This is a genomic window from Arenibacter nanhaiticus, assembly GCF_900141935.1.
In the GTDB taxonomy this organism is placed as follows: domain Bacteria; phylum Bacteroidota; class Bacteroidia; order Flavobacteriales; family Flavobacteriaceae; genus Arenibacter; species Arenibacter nanhaiticus.
In genome coordinates this window covers 1-19,098 of record NZ_FQYX01000034.1, presented here as the reverse complement: position 1 = coordinate 19,098, position 19,098 = coordinate 1, and the positions used below count along the sequence as shown (strand labels likewise).

Annotated in this window: 13 protein-coding genes; 9 read left to right on the top strand and 4 right to left on the bottom strand. The window is 40.1% G+C overall.

The annotated features are described in order from the left end of the window. Window positions 1–126: 126 nt before the first annotated feature. On the bottom strand, window positions 127–1,992 hold the full coding sequence (locus BUA16_RS15740) for a cation:proton antiporter (RefSeq protein WP_072765721.1): 1,866 nt from the start codon (window positions 1,990–1,992) through the stop codon (window positions 127–129). A 235-nt stretch (window positions 1,993–2,227) separates the two neighbouring features. On the opposite strand from BUA16_RS15740, the gene BUA16_RS15735 reads away from it, so the two are divergent. The 7 genes from BUA16_RS15735 (at window position 2,228) to BUA16_RS15705 (ending at window position 12,788) form a co-directional block, all read left to right on the top strand. Further along, entirely contained in the window at window positions 2,228–4,009 is a 1,782-nt protein-coding gene (locus BUA16_RS15735; protein ID WP_072765703.1) for a monovalent cation:proton antiporter family protein, read from the top strand. A gap of 117 nt (window positions 4,010–4,126) precedes the next feature. After that, on the top strand, window positions 4,127–4,987 hold the full coding sequence (locus BUA16_RS15730; RefSeq protein WP_072765702.1) for an MBL fold metallo-hydrolase: 861 nt from the start codon (window positions 4,127–4,129) through the stop codon (window positions 4,985–4,987). Between the two features lie 323 nt (window positions 4,988–5,310). After that, window positions 5,311–6,942, top strand: a complete 1,632-nt coding sequence (locus tag BUA16_RS15725) for a S8 family peptidase (protein ID WP_072765701.1) — start codon at window positions 5,311–5,313, stop codon at window positions 6,940–6,942. Window positions 6,943–6,979: 37 nt separating this feature from the next. Further along, a complete protein-coding gene (locus BUA16_RS15720) occupies window positions 6,980–8,818 on the top strand; it encodes a M1 family metallopeptidase (protein ID WP_143150540.1) in 1,839 nt (612 codons plus the stop codon). A 254-nt stretch (window positions 8,819–9,072) separates the two neighbouring features. Beyond that, the gene (gene rnpA / locus BUA16_RS15715) at window positions 9,073–9,462 is read left to right on the top strand and encodes a ribonuclease P protein component (RefSeq protein WP_072765699.1); all 390 of its coding nucleotides are present in this window, start codon (window positions 9,073–9,075) and stop codon (window positions 9,460–9,462) included. 135 nt (window positions 9,463–9,597) lie between these two features. Next, window positions 9,598–11,226, top strand: coding sequence for a S41 family peptidase (locus BUA16_RS15710; protein ID WP_072765698.1), 1,629 nt, complete (start codon window positions 9,598–9,600; stop codon window positions 11,224–11,226). Window positions 11,227–11,726: 500 nt separating this feature from the next. After that, window positions 11,727–12,788, top strand: coding sequence for a Gfo/Idh/MocA family protein (locus BUA16_RS15705; RefSeq protein ID WP_072765697.1), 1,062 nt, complete (start codon window positions 11,727–11,729; stop codon window positions 12,786–12,788). 112 nt (window positions 12,789–12,900) lie between these two features. On the opposite strand, the gene BUA16_RS15700 is transcribed toward BUA16_RS15705, so the two are convergent. Then, window positions 12,901–14,097 carry an SH3 domain-containing C40 family peptidase gene (locus tag BUA16_RS15700; RefSeq protein ID WP_072765696.1) on the bottom strand — a complete coding sequence of 399 codons (1,197 nt, stop codon included), beginning with the start codon at window positions 14,095–14,097 and terminating at the stop codon, window positions 12,901–12,903. Between the two features lie 456 nt (window positions 14,098–14,553). Here BUA16_RS15700 and BUA16_RS15695 point away from each other — a divergent pair, with 456 nt between their 5' ends. Further along, window positions 14,554–14,928 carry a hypothetical protein gene (locus BUA16_RS15695; protein ID WP_072765695.1) on the top strand — a complete coding sequence of 125 codons (375 nt, stop codon included), beginning with the start codon at window positions 14,554–14,556 and terminating at the stop codon, window positions 14,926–14,928. 116 nt (window positions 14,929–15,044) lie between these two features. Here the strand turns inward: BUA16_RS15695 and BUA16_RS15690 are convergent, their stop codons facing one another. Both BUA16_RS15690 and BUA16_RS15685 read right to left on the bottom strand, forming a co-directional pair. Continuing rightward, window positions 15,045–15,485 carry a GNAT family N-acetyltransferase gene (locus BUA16_RS15690; RefSeq protein ID WP_072765694.1) on the bottom strand — a complete coding sequence of 147 codons (441 nt, stop codon included), beginning with the start codon at window positions 15,483–15,485 and terminating at the stop codon, window positions 15,045–15,047. Between the two features lie 447 nt (window positions 15,486–15,932). Beyond that, complete coding sequence (locus tag BUA16_RS15685; protein ID WP_178338902.1) at window positions 15,933–17,900, bottom strand: PAS domain-containing protein; 1,968 nt, start codon at window positions 17,898–17,900, stop codon at window positions 15,933–15,935. Window positions 17,901–18,384: 484 nt separating this feature from the next. Here BUA16_RS15685 and BUA16_RS15680 point away from each other — a divergent pair, with 484 nt between their 5' ends. Further along, window positions 18,385–18,840, top strand: a complete 456-nt coding sequence (locus BUA16_RS15680; RefSeq protein ID WP_143150538.1) for a hypothetical protein — start codon at window positions 18,385–18,387, stop codon at window positions 18,838–18,840. Window positions 18,841–19,098 lie beyond the last annotated feature (258 nt).

Below are 19,098 nucleotides of genomic sequence, written 5' to 3'. Positions count from 1 at the left end.
CCCCGCAGCGCAGCAAGGGATATAGCCAAGGGCCCGCCCGACGCAGGAGGGAACGCCCAAACCCCTAAACGTTCGCTAAAAAGTTGACAGGCAAAGAAGGAGAAACGACCTCCTTCCTACGATTGATTATACCTCCATTTCCTTAGGTTTCTCTTCTTTTACACCGTCCTCTAAGTCAAATTCCTTCCCTAGGTACACCAATATACAGCCTTCTGTGATGTCGTCCATTTCCTTGCTAAAAGACGAAATGATCCGTAGTTCGCCATCGGGCATTTTTAAAAATAAAGGCACGATATCCTTATCGGCTTTGGAAAGTTCTATAAGACCATCGTAATGTTCCTTGTTGTTCACCTCTATTTCATTGATCTTAGGATATTTCCTAGAAGTTTCGGTCAGGTTAATAAAATCGTCCGTATGCGAAAACAGGCCTTCTTTAGGGTTCTTTTCCGGGTCGTTCATTTCGCTCGAATTAATTAAGCGATAGGCCCCGTTCTCCCCATATTCCTTTTTAAAGTGTTTAATGGCAAAATTGTTGATGTCGGAATTCCCGGTGAGCGCCAATAAATAACCTACATCACTAAGCTCTATATTATCGGTAATGGAATCGGCATAAATATTGGCCGCGATGGCCTCCAAGCCTTGTCTTTTAGCCTTATTTACATTGTTTGGGTTGTTATCTATCAGCACCACGTGGCGGTTGTTATCCTGAAGGTAATTTCCAATAAGTCTGGAAATTTTAGATGCCCCGATAATCAATATTCCCTCGGACTTGTTTAAAAACACCCCTATTAATTTAGCAAAAAGTCTGGCCGTGGTTGCATTTAACAAAACGGTTCCCAAAACGATCATAAAGACCAATGGGGTTATAAATTGTGCATCTGCCTCGCCTTGTACCAATAATTTAGACCCAAATAAAGAAGCAATACCCGCCGCAACGATTCCCCTAGGCCCTACCCATCCTATAAACAGTTTATCCCTAAAGCTTAGGTTAGACCTCGTGGCACTAAGAAATACGCCCAAGGGACGAATGACAAAAACGATGCTACAAAACAAAGCTACGGTCTTCCAAGTATAGATTAGCTCTAAATCTGCTAGGTTTATGTTGGCCGCCAATAAAATGAATAAAATGGAAATTAAGAGAATGCTTAAGCTCTCCTTAAAATACAAGAGTTCCTTTAGATTTGGCAAATCGGTGTTACCCATCACCATTCCCATAATCACCACCGCCAATAGGCCCGATTCATGAGCGAATACATCTGACATTACAAACACCAAAAGCACGGTAGATAAGGATACCACATTCAATAAATAATGGGGAACAAAATTGTTTTTAATCACAAATACCAAGGCATGGGCAAAGGTAAATCCGAAGGTAAACCCGAACAACAAGATTTTCCCGAACTCTATTAAAGCGGTCACCGTATAGTCCCCGCCTCCACCTACTCTAATAAATTCGTAGACCAATACCGCCGCCAAGGCCCCAATGGGGTCAATAAGGATCCCTTCCCATTTCAACACTGCCGAAAGGTCTTTTTTTAGGGGTATATTCCTTAAAATAGGGGTAATTACTGTAGGCCCTGTCACAATGATCAGGGAAGAAAACAGAAAGGACATTTGCCAATTCAGTCCAAAAATAAAATGTGCGGCCAGGCCGGCGCCAAAAAAAGTCACTAAGGACCCTACGGTAATAAGTTTGGTAATCACAGGCCCCACATTGGCCACCTCCGATCGTTTTAACGTAAGGCCTCCTTCGAATAAAATTATACTAATGGCCAGGGAAACAAAATAATACAGGCTATCTCCGGGAAATAATCCTTTAGTGCCGTTCCAAATAGGTTCTATTAGTTTGGAGCTATCATCGGTAAACATGGTGGCAATAGGACCAACCAATAATCCGATTAAAATTAAGGGTAAAATAGCAGGTAGCTTTAATTTCCAAGCTACCCATTGGGCAATAATTCCAAGTATAATAATTCCAGCAAGCTCTACCATAAAAAAATTTGAAGCAATATAAGTTTTAAAAAATAAAAAAATTGCCCGATATAGAAAAAACCTTGGTTGATTTATATTAAATTTTATCCAAAAAGCCTTGAAATACCCCGAATTAGGTACCTTACTTCTTAAAAGGAATTTCACTAAGATGGTCGAACTATTTGTTGGGCATGCTTTGTCATTCGGCAATATTTAGGTATTTTTAGTTTCTTAGAGTGTTAAAAACCAATCTCCTATGGCAGAACTACAAATATTAAATCTTCTACTTGTACTAGTTGCCGCCTGGGCTGGGGGCATATTGGCAAAACGCTTGGGTTTCCCTCCTATTCTTGGCGAATTATTGATCGGTATCATCCTTGGGCCAGGGCTTTTTGGGGTTCTGGAAACCTCTGGGGCCCTCAATACCTTGGCAGAGGTAGGTATTCTGTTCCTGATGGCCTATATAGGAATGGAAATCAATTTTAAAGATTTAGGAAAAGCCTCTTGGCCAGGATTATTGGCAGCCATTGGAGGGTTTGTAGTGCCTTTTGTACTGGGGTATTATACCATAATATTGTTTGACGGCACCAACATTGCCGCCCTTTTTGTAGGTATTGCGGTAGGGGTGACTTCCCTGGCCACAAAAAGCCGTATCTTGGTAGACCTTAAACTTTTAAATACCAGGATTGCCTATGTCCTAATGGCCGGGGCACTGATATCGGACACCTTGGCCCTGATCATTTTTGCAGGAATCATTGGGTATGTTGACGTCGGTAGCGTAAACGCGGCTAGCCTGAGCTGGGTGGCCGGAAAAGCCATGATCTTCTTCGCTTTTTCTGCCCTGATCGGCATCTATTTTTTTCCCGTAGTGGGCAAGTTACTCTCCAAGTCAAAAACTATAAACCGCACTGTCCATTTTACCATAATGGTCATCATTGTTCTCGGTTTTTCCGAACTGGCAGAGCTCGCCGGACTTCACGGGATTTTGGGTGCATTTATGGCGGGACTCTATATTCGCGACGGGGTTTTTTCCCGACAGGTGTTCAAAGACGTTACCGGCGTTTTCCATGATGTTTCCATTGGTTTTCTAGCCCCTATATTCTTTGTTACGGCCGGTTTTAATGTTAGCTTGGAGGTCTTTCAGACAAACTTATTGCTATTGATCCTGATTATTGCAGGGGCCGTAATAGGTAAAATTGCGGGGACGGCATTGTTTTATTTGCCCAGTGGTCATGGATGGAGGGAAGGGGTTACTATAGGCACCGGAATGAACGGTAGAGGGGCCGTAGAAATAATAATAGCAGGAATAGGCCTTCAAATGGGAATCATCTCCACAGAGATATTTTCGATCCTTGTATTTATGGCCATTTCTACCACCCTGACCGTCCCCTTTCTTCTTACATGGACCACCAATTGGTTAAGAAAAAGAGGGGAATTGGTAATGCAGGATGCACGAAAAGGATACCTGATCTTAGGTGCCAACCCCTTAGGGCTGTATATTGCCAAACAGCTTCAGGAACACAACGAAGTGGTCCTGATAGATGCTAACAAACACCTCGTTCACGAAGCCAAAGAGCAAGGGGTCACCACCATACACGGGAATGGACTAAAAGAGGATACTTTTGAGATGGCCAATGCCCTCAACAAAAACACCTTTATAGCCTTGACCGGAAATAGCGAAATTAATCTGCTTGCCGCTCAATTGGCAAACAATTCTTTTTATATCCCTCATAAAATAGTGCTGATATCGGCTGGCGAAGACGGGGCAGGTTTAGACCTTTTGGACCCTATGGGTGCCTCCTCCATGTTTGCCAGTAAAACCGATATGGCCCCTTGGGCCTATAAAATATCTGCCAACGAATTTAAAGAGCATACCGTAGACGTGGCTAGCGACTGTACCACAAGGGAGTGGGTGAAAAAACACGGCAAACACCGGGATATCCTTCCTGTATTAATCGTAGGGGAAACCGGATACAAACGTCCCTTCCATTACAAGGATAGCATAAGCGCAAATGAGAAGGTTATTTACCTGGAATGACCTATTTTATTAAAGTTCGATACAAAGTGTTAAAAAACAACTAATAAAGTATTTCCTTTTCACAAAGCTCAATGCTTTTGTTATTTTGCGTAAAGTTTACGGAAATGTAAATATTGTATGAAATTACACCCCATAGAGACTGGAAATTTTAAATTGGACGGCGGCGCCATGTTCGGTGTAGTACCAAAATCTATTTGGAACCGCACCAACCCCGCAGACCCTAATAATATGATTGATATTGCCGCAAGGTGTCTGTTAATAGAGGATGGCAACCGTTTGATCTTAATTGATACCGGTATGGGCAACAAACAATCAGAGAAGTTTTTCGGCTATTACTATCGGTGGGGAAATTTTACCTTGGACAGTTCCTTACAAAAACTAGGCTTTCACCGAGACGACATCACCGATGTGTTCATGACCCATTTACATTTTGACCATTGCGGGGGCAGTGTGCAGTGGAACAAGGATAAAACCGGTTATGAACCGGCCTTTAAGAATGCTACCTATTGGACCAATGAAGCGCATTGGAACTGGGCCATAACCCCCAATGCCCGCGAAAAAGCGTCTTTTTTAGAAGAAAACCTTTTACCGATGCAGGAAAGTGGCCAACTGAAGTTTATTGACAGAGGGAAAGCTTCTTTTAAAAAAAATTCCGAATTGAATTTCGATATCCTTTTTATAGACGGCCATACCGAAAAGCAAATGTTGCCCCATATCCGATACCAGGGAAAAACCTTGGTTTTTGTCGCCGATCTGATTCCGACCGTAGGGCACATTCCCCTACCTTATGTGATGGGGTACGATACCCGTCCCCTACTCACCCTTCAGGAAAAAGACAGCTTCTTAAACACGGCAGTGGACCATGAATACCTGTTGTTCTTTGAACACGATGCCCACAACGAGCTTTGTACCTTACAACATACCGAAAAAGGAGTTCGGTTAAAAGAAATTCATACCTTTAACAATCTTTTTCTATAATATGGGTTGTAGCAAATTCTTTTTCCTTGCTTCCTTTTGTGATTTAATGCTTCTAGGGTTCTATAATACGGTACCCCCTAGGAATGCTTGTACTACAAAATCTCTTTTTCCCAATCGAATTGAAAAAGGACCTTTGGCAACCGTATATATTACTAAGACATCACAGAATATTTATAAAACTCCTATTACCTCAGGACTACTTAACCGTTTATCGCCATCCTAAAAGGTTTCGCCTTTTGTTGGTGACAGGAGAATGGAAACCTATACAACTATATCGTAAAGAAATAAATTTTAAAAATTATCTAACTTAACATTACAATCATATGACAATTAAATTAAACAACGCGTTTGCAGCCCTTTCGGCTTCTTTGTTTTTGATGGGTTGTGGCAGTACCGCTCTGGTATCTACCCCTATTGAAAACATTGATACTTTACCTTTAAAAGTTACGCCCTTAACGGAGGCTCAAAAACAACACTGGGGTCATGCCAATTTATTGACCGATACCATCCCGGGTATGAGTGTTGATAAGGCATATGCAGAACTAATTGCCAACAAAAAAGGTGAAAAAATAATCGTGGCCGTCCTTGATGCTGGAATGGATTTAAAGCACGAAGATTTGGTAAACGTTCTTTGGACCAATGAGGACGAAATCCCTGGCAACGGCATAGACGACGACAACAACGGGTATATTGATGATATCCACGGGTATAATTTCTTGGGAGAGTCTTATGACGAACAGCTAGAAATGACCAGAATGGTAAGCCGTAATATGGGCGATCCTGCGACTCTTGCCAAGGCCAAGGCAAAATTGGAGGCAGATCGTAATAAAGCCATGCAGAACAAGGAACGTTACGAGCAAATAATGCAGGCGGTGACTAATGCCGATGCTGCCGTACAAGAAGTATTGGGCAAGGACATCTATACCAAAGAAGATTTGGCTGCTATAGAAACCGAAAAGGAAGAAATGCTTCAGAACGTAGGTATCTTATCGCAAATGTTGAGCATGGCCGGTAGCATTGCCGATGTAAAGGAAGAGCTTAATGGTGCTATCTCTTACTTTACGGACCAACTTAACTACAACCTAAACGTTGACTTTAACGGAAGGGAGATTGTAGGGGATGATCCTTATGATATTGCCGATACCAATTACGGAAACGGGAACCCGCATATCAGAAGAGACGATGAAAGCCACGGTACCCACGTAGCCGGAATTATTGCTGCAGAACGCAATAACGGTTTGGGAGCTAATGGTGTAGCCAACAATGTGGCATTGATGAGTATCCGTGCGGTTCCCAATGGAGACGAATACGACAAAGACATTGCATTGGGAATCAGATATGCCGTAGATAACGGAGCAAAAATTATTAACGGAAGTTTTGGAAAGCCTTTTTCTCCGAACGCACAATGGGTTTACGATGCCATTAAATACGCGGCGGAAAACGATGTGCTTTTTATACATGCCGCCGGAAATGACGGGAAGGATTTAGACGATCCCAACAATCCTAATTTCCCTAACGACCAAATTAACAATGGTCCAGAAATGGCCGATAACGTTATTACTGTTGGTGCCTTGGAAAGCAAATACGGATCAGAAATGGTCGCTAGTTTTTCTAATTACGGCAAGATAAATGTTGATCTTTTTGCACCTGGAGCAAAAATATATTCTACCATGCCAAATAACGAATATAAATTTATGGGAGGCACTTCTATGGCCGCCCCGGCAGTAGCTGGTGTAGCAGCTCTTGTTTGGAGTTACTATCCAAACTTAAAGGCCCCACAGGTTAAGCAAATATTAATGCAATCTGGTCTTACCACCACTACCAAAGTATTGGTATCTGGAGAGGAGTCTAAAGCGACAGAATTCCAGAACATCTCTAAATCTGGTAAAATGGTAAATGCTTACAACGCTCTTATTATGGCAGAGCAGGTAGCAAAAGGAAAAATTAAATTATAATATCGGCATGAAGTATCACAAAGGCTTATTTATAGGCATGATTGTCGCTATCCTGGGGTTAACCACTACCCTAGAGGCACAAAGCAACCATACCTATTGGCAACAACACGTAGATTATACCATGGAAGTGGCTATGGACGTGAAGAATTACCAATACAGTGGAACACAGAAATTAGTATATACCAATAATTCGCCCGATGAGATAGATCGGGTGTTTTACCATCTTTTTTTCAATGCCTTTCAACCTGGCAGCGAAATGGATATGCGATTACAAAGCATAAAAGATCCAGATGGCAGGATGTTTGTGGACGGCAAAAGTAGGATCGCCGGTTTAACGCCCGATAAGATCGGATACCTACGGGTAACGGATTTAACGCAAGACGGTGAAAAAGTATCCTTTACCGAAGAGGGCACTATATTAGTGGTAAACTTGGCAAAACCAATTCCTGCTGGCGGGAAAACTACTTTTGATATGACCTTTAACGGGCAGGTTCCCGAGCAAGTACGTCGTGCCGGAAGAAACAGTAGTGAAGGGGTTGCCCTTTCTATGAGCCAGTGGTATCCTAAAATGGCAGAATACGATTTTGAAGGTTGGCATGCCTACCCTTATATAGGGCGCGAATTCCACGGAGTTTGGGGCGATTTTGATGTAAAACTGACCATAGACAAGAAATATGTTGTCGGTGGTAGCGGATATTTACAAAACCCTCAGGAAATAGGCCATGGTTATGAGGCTCCTGGAACAAAAGTAAAGCGACCCAGAGGAAAAACCCTTACTTGGCACTTTAAAGCCCCTATGGTGCACGATTTTATGTGGGCGGCAGATCCAGACTATATTCATGATACCTTACAGGTAGAAGATGGTCCCTTATTACATTTCTTATATAAAGATGATAAGGAAATCTTAGAAAACTGGAAAAAACTTCAGCCAAAAACGGCCGAAGCCATGAAGTTTTTCAATAACAATATAGGAAAATATCCCTATGATCAATACTCCGTTATCCAAGGGGGCGACGGCGGTATGGAATATGCCATGAGTACCCTAATTACCGGAGGCAGAAGTTTTGGAAGCCTAGTAGGAGTCATGGTACACGAGTTGGCCCACTCTTGGTTTCAGCATATCTTGGCAACCAACGAATCTAAACACGAATGGATGGATGAAGGTTTTACTTCCTTTATTTCTAGCCTTTGCATGAACCAAATAATGGACCAGAACAAACAAAATCCTTTTGAAAACAGCTATAAAGGATACTATAATTTGGTCGCTTCGGGAAAGGAACAACCACAGACTACCCATTCTGACAGATACGATTTAAATTTTGCCTATGGCGTTGCTGCCTATAGCAAAGGAGCTATCTTTTTATCGCAATTAGGCTATGTTATAGGGCAGGATAAATTAATGGAGACCTTGAGAAAATATTACGAGGACTTTAAATTTAAGCACCCTACTCCCAATGATATAAAAAGAACGGCCGAAAAGGTTTCTGGGATGCATCTAGATTGGTACCTGACCGATTGGACGCAAACTACGAATACCATAGATTACGGCATTAAAGAGGTGGCGGCCAAAGGAGAGAAAACCGTAGTTACCCTAGAGCGTATCGGCGCTATGCCAATGCCTATAGATATTTTGGTATTGTACAACGACGGAACTCAAGAAACTTTTTATGCCCCATTGCGAATGATGTACGGCGAAAAAGAAAATCCATATCCTACCTTAAAAAGAACGGTTTTAAATGACTGGCCTTGGGCACAACCGGAATATGATTTTGTTCTAGAAACACCGTTGGACAATATTAAGGCCGTGGTGATAGATCCTTCTCAATTGATGGCAGACGTCAATGAGGAAAACAACGTTTATCAGCCACAGGAATAAATCCTAAAGGCTATTTTAAAATCCGTTTAGAAGACCAATTCCTTGGTTTTTTAAACGGATTTTTTTTTCTCCATTACCACCGAAATAGGGCATCTTAGGGTTTCATTGCTACTATGGCTTCTTAATATGTATACCATACCCCTATAAATTTGAACAATCCCTTCATATAAGGAGTTTTCCAAGCCCTTAGTTTTTTTAAGTTGATGCTCGGGAACGATAAATGCTGAGAATATTATTTATACTTTTGCGCTTCTATGTCATTTACATTCCCGAAAAAAGAAAAGCTTAAAAGCAAAAAACTTATTGAACGCCTTTTTAGCGAAGGCCAGGGTATTTCTAAATATCCCATTAAGTTATTTTATTTAGAAACCGCCCTTCCCGAAGAAGTACGGGTACAAGCAGGCGTTACGGCTTCCAAACGGAACTTTAAAAGTGCTGTTGCCCGAAATCGTATAAAAAGACTGCTACGCGAGGCATATCGCTTAAATAAACCCCTTCTTTTTAACAACATAGAGGGCAACTATGCGTTAATGTTTTTATATATTGGGAAGGAAATGCCCACCCAGGAAAAAATAACGGAAACGATGGTTCTTTTAATCCAGAAATTTTCTGCGGAACTCGGTAAATCCAAGCTCGGGAAATAAGGCCTAAGATATTTTCTTTTACCTTATAACAACACACTATATGTCGTTGGCCGCTAGCTTTCTTATAGTTCATATTTCCATAAAGGGGCATTCTTCGAAATTTGGCGTTTTTAAAGATCTATAAAAGTAAGGCAGATGAAAATAAATTTTAAAAAACAGGTGCTAATTCCGGTAGTAGCCCTTGTTTTTATAGTTACCGCAAGTAGTTTTAGAGGCGATTTTTTTGAGATTGCCAAACAAATCGAAATTTTTACGACCCTATTTAAAGAGCTGAACATGAACTACGTGGACGAGACAAATCCCGCTGAGTTGATGGATACCGCCATAAAAAACATGTTGGAAGACCTAGATCCCTACACCAAGTTCTTAAATGAGCAGGATGTAGAATCTTTTAGAATTAATAATACGGGCGAATATTCGGGGATCGGTGCCCTGGTTCGTAGCCAAAAGGGCAAGATTGTCATTATGGAACCCTATAAAGGATATCCGGCAGACAAGGCCGGATTAAAGGCCGGGGACGAAATAATCAAGATCGGAGACATAGAACTATCCAGTTTTAAAGATGATGCGGGAGAGCTTTTAAAAGGTGCCAACAACACCAGTATAACAGTTGTTTATAGCAGACAGGGAACCCTAAAAACGACCACCCTTACCAGAGAAGCCATAGAGGTTGATGCCGTCCCCTTTTATAAAATGATCGATGACAAAACCGGATATATCGTTTTGGCAAAATTTAACCAAAAAGCTTCCAAACAAACCAAGGAAGCCCTTAGGGATCTTAAAAATGAAGGGGCTCAAAAAATTGTACTCGACTTAAGGGGGAATCCAGGTGGCCTATTGACAGAGGCCATAAACGTGACCAACCTTTTTATCCCCAAAGGAGAACTGGTGGTGACTACAAAATCCAAAGTAAAAAAATTCAATAGGGAATACCGCACTAAAAATCAGCCCGAGGATACCGAAATACCTTTGGTAGTATTGGTTAACGGAAGAAGTGCATCGGCCAGTGAAATTGTTTCGGGCAGTTTGCAGGATCTGGACAGGGCCGTTATTATAGGCGCCCGTAGTTTTGGGAAAGGTTTGGTACAACGCCCCTTAAAATTAACCTATGGCACCCAATTAAAAGTTACCATATCTCGCTATTATACCGCTTCGGGAAGGTGTATACAATCACTGGATTATTGGAACCGAGATGAAGAGGGGAATGCCGTCCGAAACACTCAATATAACGATTTTACCACCAGAAACGGCCGTAAAGTACAAGATGGCGGAGGGGTATTGCCCGATATAGAAATTGCCACGGCAAAAACAAATTCCCTCACCCAAGCCCTTTTATCGGACCATATGATCTTTGATTATGCTACCGATTATTATTACAACAATACCTTGGAAAATTTAGCCGACTTTAAGTTTGGGGAAGCCCAGTTCAATGCCTTTAAAAGTTATGTCCTTAAAAGTGGATTTACCTTTGAAACCAAAGCTGAAAAAGCTTTAAAGAATGCCATGGCCAACCAAGATAGCTCCTTGTTTAACGGCTCGGTAAAGGAGGCCTACAAAACCCTTTTACTAGAAATGGATAAAAGCAAAGTTTCGGCCCTGGATACCTATAAAAAGGAAATCCATAAAAATTTAGAGGATGAAATCCTTAAAAGATACTTTTATAGAGAAGGACTTTACGAATATCTCCTAAAAAATGATGAGGCAATCATGGCCGCTACCGCCCTATTAAACGATGCCGCCAAATACCGGGAAATATTGCGTTAATTAAGAAGGTATATCAATCTGTGATTCCTCCTAAAGTAGCGCTTATACCTTAAAATATATTTTCTTTTGATTCAGAAAATAGGTGAGGTACCAGAAAATAAATAATACAAAAAGGGAATTGGTCACCATAATGATAACTTCGCCCACCCCCATTGGCGATAAGATTCCTTGGGTAAAGATAAGTCCGAATTTTCTAAACCACTGTACTCCTACCTTTCTGCAAACAAATAAATAAAAATAGCATTCGCAACGACCATAGATTTCAGTTTTATTGAAGAAGTGTCCTTGAATTGAAATTATTTCCTACATATTATCCCTTAAAAATGTGGGCCGCCCCATATAGAAAATTGTATTCATTTTAATTTAAGAGCAGCGCATAAACGAAGGACCAAAGCCTTCTAATTTTCACTTATTGCCTAGGAGGCCAAAAAGGGTTCTTTAAATTTGGTTTCTTTTCTTAATTTGCAGGTGGAATCCGTTGAATATTTAAAAGAAAACGCATGAAAACTTTAAAAACATTGGTAGTAGGTTGCGGAAACATGGGTGTTTCCCATGCCAGGGCCTATCACCAGCTGCCAGATTTTGATATTGTTGGTTTGGTAAGCCGAAAACCGGAAAGCAGGGAAAGGCTCTCCAAGGAATTGGGCGGCTTAGCTACCTTTGCCGATTTTAGCACGGCCTTGGAAACTACAAAACCCGATGTGGTATCTATTAATACCTATCCGGATACCCATGCCCAATATGTTCGAAAAAGTTTGGAAGCGGGAGCTCATGTTTTTGTAGAGAAACCCTTGGCCCTCACCGTAGAGGAAGCCCAGGAATTGGTGGCCTTGGCCATAGAAAGAAACCTAAAAATGGTAGTCGGATATATCCTAAGGGTACATCCTTCATGGACAAAATTTGTTGAAATGGCACGTGGATTGGGGAAACCCTTGGTGATGCGTATGAACCTTAACCAACAAAGTTCTGGCGATAAATGGTATACCCACAAACAATTGATGCATTCTATGTCGCCCATCGTTGACTGCGGGGTGCATTATGTAGATATTATGTGTCTAATGACCCAATCTTACCCCATTAGTGTAAGTGCCATAGGCGTTAATTTAAGTGAGGAGATAGGCTCATCTATGTATAATTATGGACAATTACAGGTGCGTTTTAAAGATGGATCTGTAGGATGGTACGAAGCCGGATGGGGCCCTATGATGAGTGAAACGGCCGTGTTTATTAAGGATGTCATTGGTCCTAAAGGATCGGTTTCTATAGTAGACCAGGCCAAAGGTGCCTCCCAAGATATTGAAGGGCATACCAAAACCAATAGCCTTAATCTACATCATAGCGAATTAAATGAACAGGGAGAATTTGTAAAAAAAGATGAAGTCGTTCCTACGGCAGACGAACCCGATCACGATGGACTCTGCTTATTGGAACAAGAGTATTTGTTAAAGGCCATCCGTGAAGATATAGACGTGTCGGCACATTTACAGGATGCCGTCAATAGTTTAAAAATTGTTTTGGCCGCCGATGAATCTGTCAAGACCGGTAAAACAGTATTTTTATAAGGAGGGTACTACCCTACCCGATTTTGTAGGGCTACAATAAGGGTGCAATATCTAAAAAATCCATTCTCCCTTTAAATTGATTTAAAAGAAAGAATGGATTTACTACTTTCTTTTAATCTTTAAAGACCGGAGTTTTTACTAATTCTATTAAGCCGTCCTTGGCTTCATTTAGGTATCTGTTAGATCGTAAATAACGGTTGTAATTATAGGCGTCGTAATTGGGCGCATCCTTGTCCATACTGCTAATATGTACCCTTCCGGCCGAGTGGATAAATTCATTGTTCCCGATCCACATTCCCACGTGAATTACGCGCTCTTTGGTAGTATCGGTCGCTGGTTTTCCAAAAAACAATAAATCGCCAGGCACTAATTTGTCAAAATCCTTTTCAGCATCTACTTGTTTCCCGGTATGTATTTGTTGGGAGGCATCCCTTGGTAAAACAATCCCATTTAAAAAATAAATACTCTTGGTAAAGCCACTGCAATCGACCCCTTTGGTCGATGTTCCTCCCCATAGATATGGTACCCCCATCAAGCTTTTAGCAGTATTGACCAAGGATTCCTGGCTTGGATCTAGACGGTCTAACCACCTATCGTACTCCATAGCTTCTTTTTTATTTACAAAAGCCTCTCTCCCATCGGGAAATTGTACTTTAAAGAACCCCTTTTCTTCGCCTAGAAATTCTAGTATTGCCCCGGCCACCATATCGGAAACCACCTGAGAATTTACGTCTGCTTCGGTATAGGCATGACCGATGGTAGACAGAAAAATAATTTTTTTGGCCGATTTCCACCTTGAAAATTCTGCTGGCAATACCCCTTTAACTCCCCCTCTATCTACCCAGGACAAATAATTATCTGGAGTCTGAACCAATAACCAATCGCCTTCATTTTTTAAAATTTTAACGGGCGTTCCCAAAGTGGCCTGAGTAACCAATTCTGAAGAATGAGCCGCTTTCCCCCTTAAATTAGCCACCGAAATGGTTATAAGTCCTTGTTTTTCTGCTAAAGAAATAGCAGGTAAATGCTGAACACTATCTATATACCTTATATTATTGGCGTCTAATTTTTGTTTAAGAGCATCCACGGCGGCGGCCATATCAGATTCTCCTTTAAGAATAATTCCGTCCTTGTTCTCCGAAAAAGAAATGTCAAATAGGGCCACCCTTTTATCCGGGGCAAAATTTTCCTTTACCTCCCCAATGAGCTTGTTCAAGGTATCGTCTTCTTTATTGATTTCAGTTTTACAGGACATAAAAAAGCCTAAAAAAAGCCCTAGTACCCCAATGTAAATTTGTTTTTTAGTCATTTTCCTTATTTTAAAGTGTATTGTTTTTAAAGCGATTTCCTTTTCTGAAAAATAGGAAATTAAATGATAATCGATGGCAAAAGAGACTTTAATTGCAGAAATTGCCCTTTAGATATGCTTTTTACCTGCTTTCTTTAATTGTAGGAGCAGCTGCCATACGTGCTAATATATACAGGAAGACCTCTATAAAAAATAGCAGCTTTTTTCCACCTACCACAATTGGGCGCTTTATAGCGTAAAAACAAGGTAAAACTTGTGGTACTTGTTCAAGATAATAACTGCTAATATCCTAAGGCCCTTAGCCACATCCTTTTATGGAAGACTACTGGCAAGGTATCCGAGAAACTGCTTTCCTGCTAAAATTAAAACCAGATACTAAAGTGTTGTTAATGAATCTGTTAAATTAGGAATTGGACGTAAATTTAATTAAATTAGAAGTTCACTAAAAAACAATCAATGGTACAAGTAGAAAGAGAAGAAAACGCGGCATTCTTAAAAAAATCGATAACGCATTTAGAAGCGCACGGTTTTGAGAAGATTAGAGCAGATTTAGAAGGTTATGATATTCCTAAATCCTATTTAAAAAAGGGCAGTGACACGAAAATAACGCCGGACATAGTGGCCACTAAAAATGGTAAAAAGTATTATTTTGAGATTAGTTTAAAATCAAACCGACCACTTCTTTTAAAATCTAAATGGTTGTTTTTAGACACGCTGAGCCGTATGAAATCTAATCATTTTAAAATCATTACTACCAAAGGCCATTACAAGTTTACCGATAATATGCTCGAGGATATCAATTTAAGCGATAAAACGCCTATCAAAATTTAGTAAATTTCCGCATTTCCCCTAATTGTACACATTCTAGCCCAACTATTTTTTCTGGGCGATAAAACAATAAGATATTGTATTAGCCCTTTAATTATTCCCTGTCGAATAAATGAGGGCTATTTTTTTATCATTCCTATATGTGGAATTCCGTCTTCCAAATAGCCTTCGCCAAAAACTTGAAAGCCCAAGGAACTATAAAATTTCATCAAATATTGCTGGGCAGAAATTCTGATGGTTTTGGTGTCAAAGGAAGTTTCTATGGCTTTAATAGAGGCCTTCATAATTACTTCCCCGTATCCAAAAGAACGTTGATTCTTCCTAACCACTACCCTACCAATACTGGCTTCTTCAAAATATTCTCCAGCCTTAAATACACGGGTATACGCTACGATGACATCATTTTTACGCCCTATAATATGTAGGGCCTTTTTATCCTTCCCGTCCAGATCCTGATATACGCAATCTTGTTCTACCACAAAAACTTCGGACCTCAATTGCAAGATATCATACAGTTCATCCGTATTTAGTTCACTAAACCTTTTTATATCTATTTCCATAACTACTCCTTATATATTTGTATAGGTAAGCTGTTGTTCAATATCCGATTTTATACTTATAAACAATCAGATCATAAGGCCATCTTAAAAGCTACAAGCTACTAAAAAAGGAATTCTCGGTTTTAATTTCTTATTCTTTTTTTCTAGCCTACATTGGTAATAATATTGATTCCAATATTTATAATACAGATAAACCGTATGGTAGCCTTCTCAAAGGTAATTGCCCAAAAGGGGGGAAATGATCCAAATTTGACCGGCAATTATGGCATTTTTATGTTCTTGTATCCTTTATAAGATGTAATCCTTTTGGTCAAGGTGATAACAAGGTTGGCTTGACACTGGCTTTGCAAAAGAGCAACGATCTCCAAATATTGATATAAAAGGTGTTCTTTATTGAAAAGCAAAAACAAGGTACGGATGCCAGTAACATGGATGAAGTTATTACTCCTAAAATTTAATTGGGCAGGATAACTTTTCCATATCGATAACGGAGTTGGATTTTTCGACAATATCATTAATTATAAGATCTATTTCCTGGCAGGCAGCAAGAATATGGTCTAACATCTCTTCTTTTTCCCCAGTATCCAACATATCGTTTTTAAACAAGTCTATTATTCCCATTAGTCGTGCTACCGGGGCCCTGACCACATGCGATTGGGTCCAAGCAATATCTCGGAAGATCTTATTTTGATGTTCGATACTCAGCGCGTATTCCCTTAGTTCTTGGTTGAGTTTCCTTAAGGAGTTTTCATGGTTTTTGCAATAGGTAATATCAGACATTACTCCTACCATTCGAATTGCATCGCCTTCTTTATTTCTAATGATAACTCCCTTGTCTTGAACATAGGCATATTCCCCATTCGCTTTTTTAAAGCGGTATTCTGCCTCCCATGTATCGCATTTGGGGTCATTGAAAGCCTGTTCAATGGAATCTTTGACTGTTTTTTCATCTTCCGGATGAATATGAATGTGCCAAGAATTCCCAGAACCGCTATGCTTTTTATAGCCAAACAAGGTTTTATAGGCCTCGCTATAATATAAGGTATTATTTATTTTGTCCCAATCCCAGATAAAATCCTTGGTAGTCTGGCTTATAATTTGGAAACGCTCGTTGGATTTTTTTATTTTTTCCTCTGCTGCAATTTGTTCCGTGACATCCTTGCATGCCACCATCAAACAATTTTGGTTGTTATATGGTAAATAACGGCCGGTAACTTCTACGAGTACCAAGTCGCCATTTTTCTTTTGGTGGGTATATATTCCATAATTAAAAGGGCTTTCCTTTTGTGGTTTAACTTGTAGCCCTGCCATTAATTTATCAAGCTCCTTTAGCGGTCTGATATCTTTTATGGTCATTGCCAACAGTTCCTCCCTACTGTAACCATAAAGCGAGATCATAGCCTCGTTGACATCGAGGATCTTCAGGGAATCAATGTCATAAACATATTTAGGTAAGGGGCTATGGTCAAAAAGCAGCCGGAACTTTTCTTCCGCAGCTTTTAATGCCATTTTTTCGGTAATATCCCTGGCTTTTATAGCAATGCCTTGGACAGCAGTATTGGCTATCAAATCGTTGGCTAACCCTTCAAACCATCTCCAGTTGCCCGACTTGTGTTTAATTCTATAAGAACGAGATATAAAGGGTTTTTCCTGGACAAACTGTAAAAAGTTGTGAATAGCGTTATTCCGGTCTTCTGGATGAACATAGTTAAAAATATTTTCTCCTAGCAACTCCTTCGAAGTGTAGCCTAGGGCAAAACACAAGCTTGGGCTTACACAACTTATATTCCCCTTGATATCTACCACTGTTGTCACCGTATACCCCGTGTGTAATGGAGTGGAAATAATTGAATCTAAGGCGGCCACCGGTTTCTTTATTGCCTTTTCTGATATACGTTTTTTTATTTTTTTTGGGAGACTATGGAGCTCGGTCTTTTTTGGAACATGCGTGGCCTGTATAAAAGGCAGCGTTTGACTCGCCACGATAGCCAGTGCCTCGCATTGTTCTAGTGTTAGCTTTTTGGGGAAGTTGTCCTCAATATAAAGGATGCCTAAAACCTTTTTCTGGCAATCCCTTATGGGAACAATAGCAATAAAAACAGGAAGAGAGACAGGTTTGCCCTCTGTGTTCTCTCTGAATCTTGGATCCTTCTGGCTGTTCTCTACGAGAAATAGCTCCTGAGAATTATTACATATATAGTCTAGCAGTAACGCTTCAAGCCTTGTTCTCGCCAAATTAGCATCTTCCAAACTGGCATTCGGGCTTTTCGGAACTTCCAACAAGGCTACATTAGAGGATGGCGTATTGCAAATAAATGCAGCCAATTGGCAGCTGTCCTTATAAGCTTTGTATGTAATATTCAATGCGGAATAAGAAGGGAGTATTTTTATACTGGATATCGCTATATTTTCCACCAATGTAGAAGTATTATGTTTATGGTTTTACCTAAAATTTAGTTTCCAGAAACTGCAAAAATCATGCTTATTTGTGTTAAAAGATGTTATTTTTTAACATAAAACAACCAAGTTCCCTTCTAGGGAGAGAAATCTTCAGTAGGCAAAAAAATGCCTCATCCATAACCCGTGAACAGCTAAAAGAAATTCACTGAAAAACTAGCTGCTTAAAAACAGTGTAAAAGAAAAAAAAGTCTAAAATACCTCTACTTTCTACCTTCGAAAAAGGCAAACGCAAGTTTGAATCGAAAAATGGAATTACTATATATATTGTTTGTTCCGTTTTTTACTTTTTAGATATGACGATGCCCTTGTATTGGTGTTCTTTTTTTGCCCTGAGAAGATTCTTTGAAAGGTGATTAAATTCATGTTTTTAAAACAGACATAGTGATATATTTATAACAGGAAATCAATGTATTATCATAATAATATAAATATCCCAACTATGAAAACTCTTAAAGTATTTTCCGTTCTTTTTACGATCACAGCTTTAATTGTCTTAAATGCACAAGATACTAATGAAGCAGGACATCCTATGGAGATAAACATCTCTGAAGTCGCCTTACTGGATATCTATGATAACAATACAGGAAGCCCAGCGGCTACGATTCAATTTCATTTAGATAATAATAGTGCATCGGAAGCTGGACTTTATGATATGTCAAATGCAACGTATACAGGATTATGGCTTAACTATACGAGTCTTGTAGCTAACGAGGAAAAAAGCAGCGCTAGTAAAGGAGAGAGAAATATAAGTGTACAAATGGAGAAAGAAAGTACTTTTCCTAATGGATTGGATTTAGTGATTACTTCTACTCAAAGTTCATTTGTGGATATACTGGAGCATGCTGACCCCTCTAAAGCCCAACCTATAGGTAACTGCCGTTCTGGCGGATGCTGACCCCTCTTCGAAAAATAAGATAGCTGGATTTTCACATTATTCTGGAGCATGTTGACCCCTTTGGATGATTTATTCTGGAGCATGCTGACCCCCTAGCTATTTTCTTTCTGGTTTTGGTTTATTTGATGGATACCATCAAATAAGATAACTAATGGCCGGAAAAACAAAACCAATGAGTCAAGTAAAACAAATACTTCGCCTGCACTGCCAAGGGAAAGGCTTTAAAACCATTGCCAGGATCCTTTCGGTGAGCAAGAA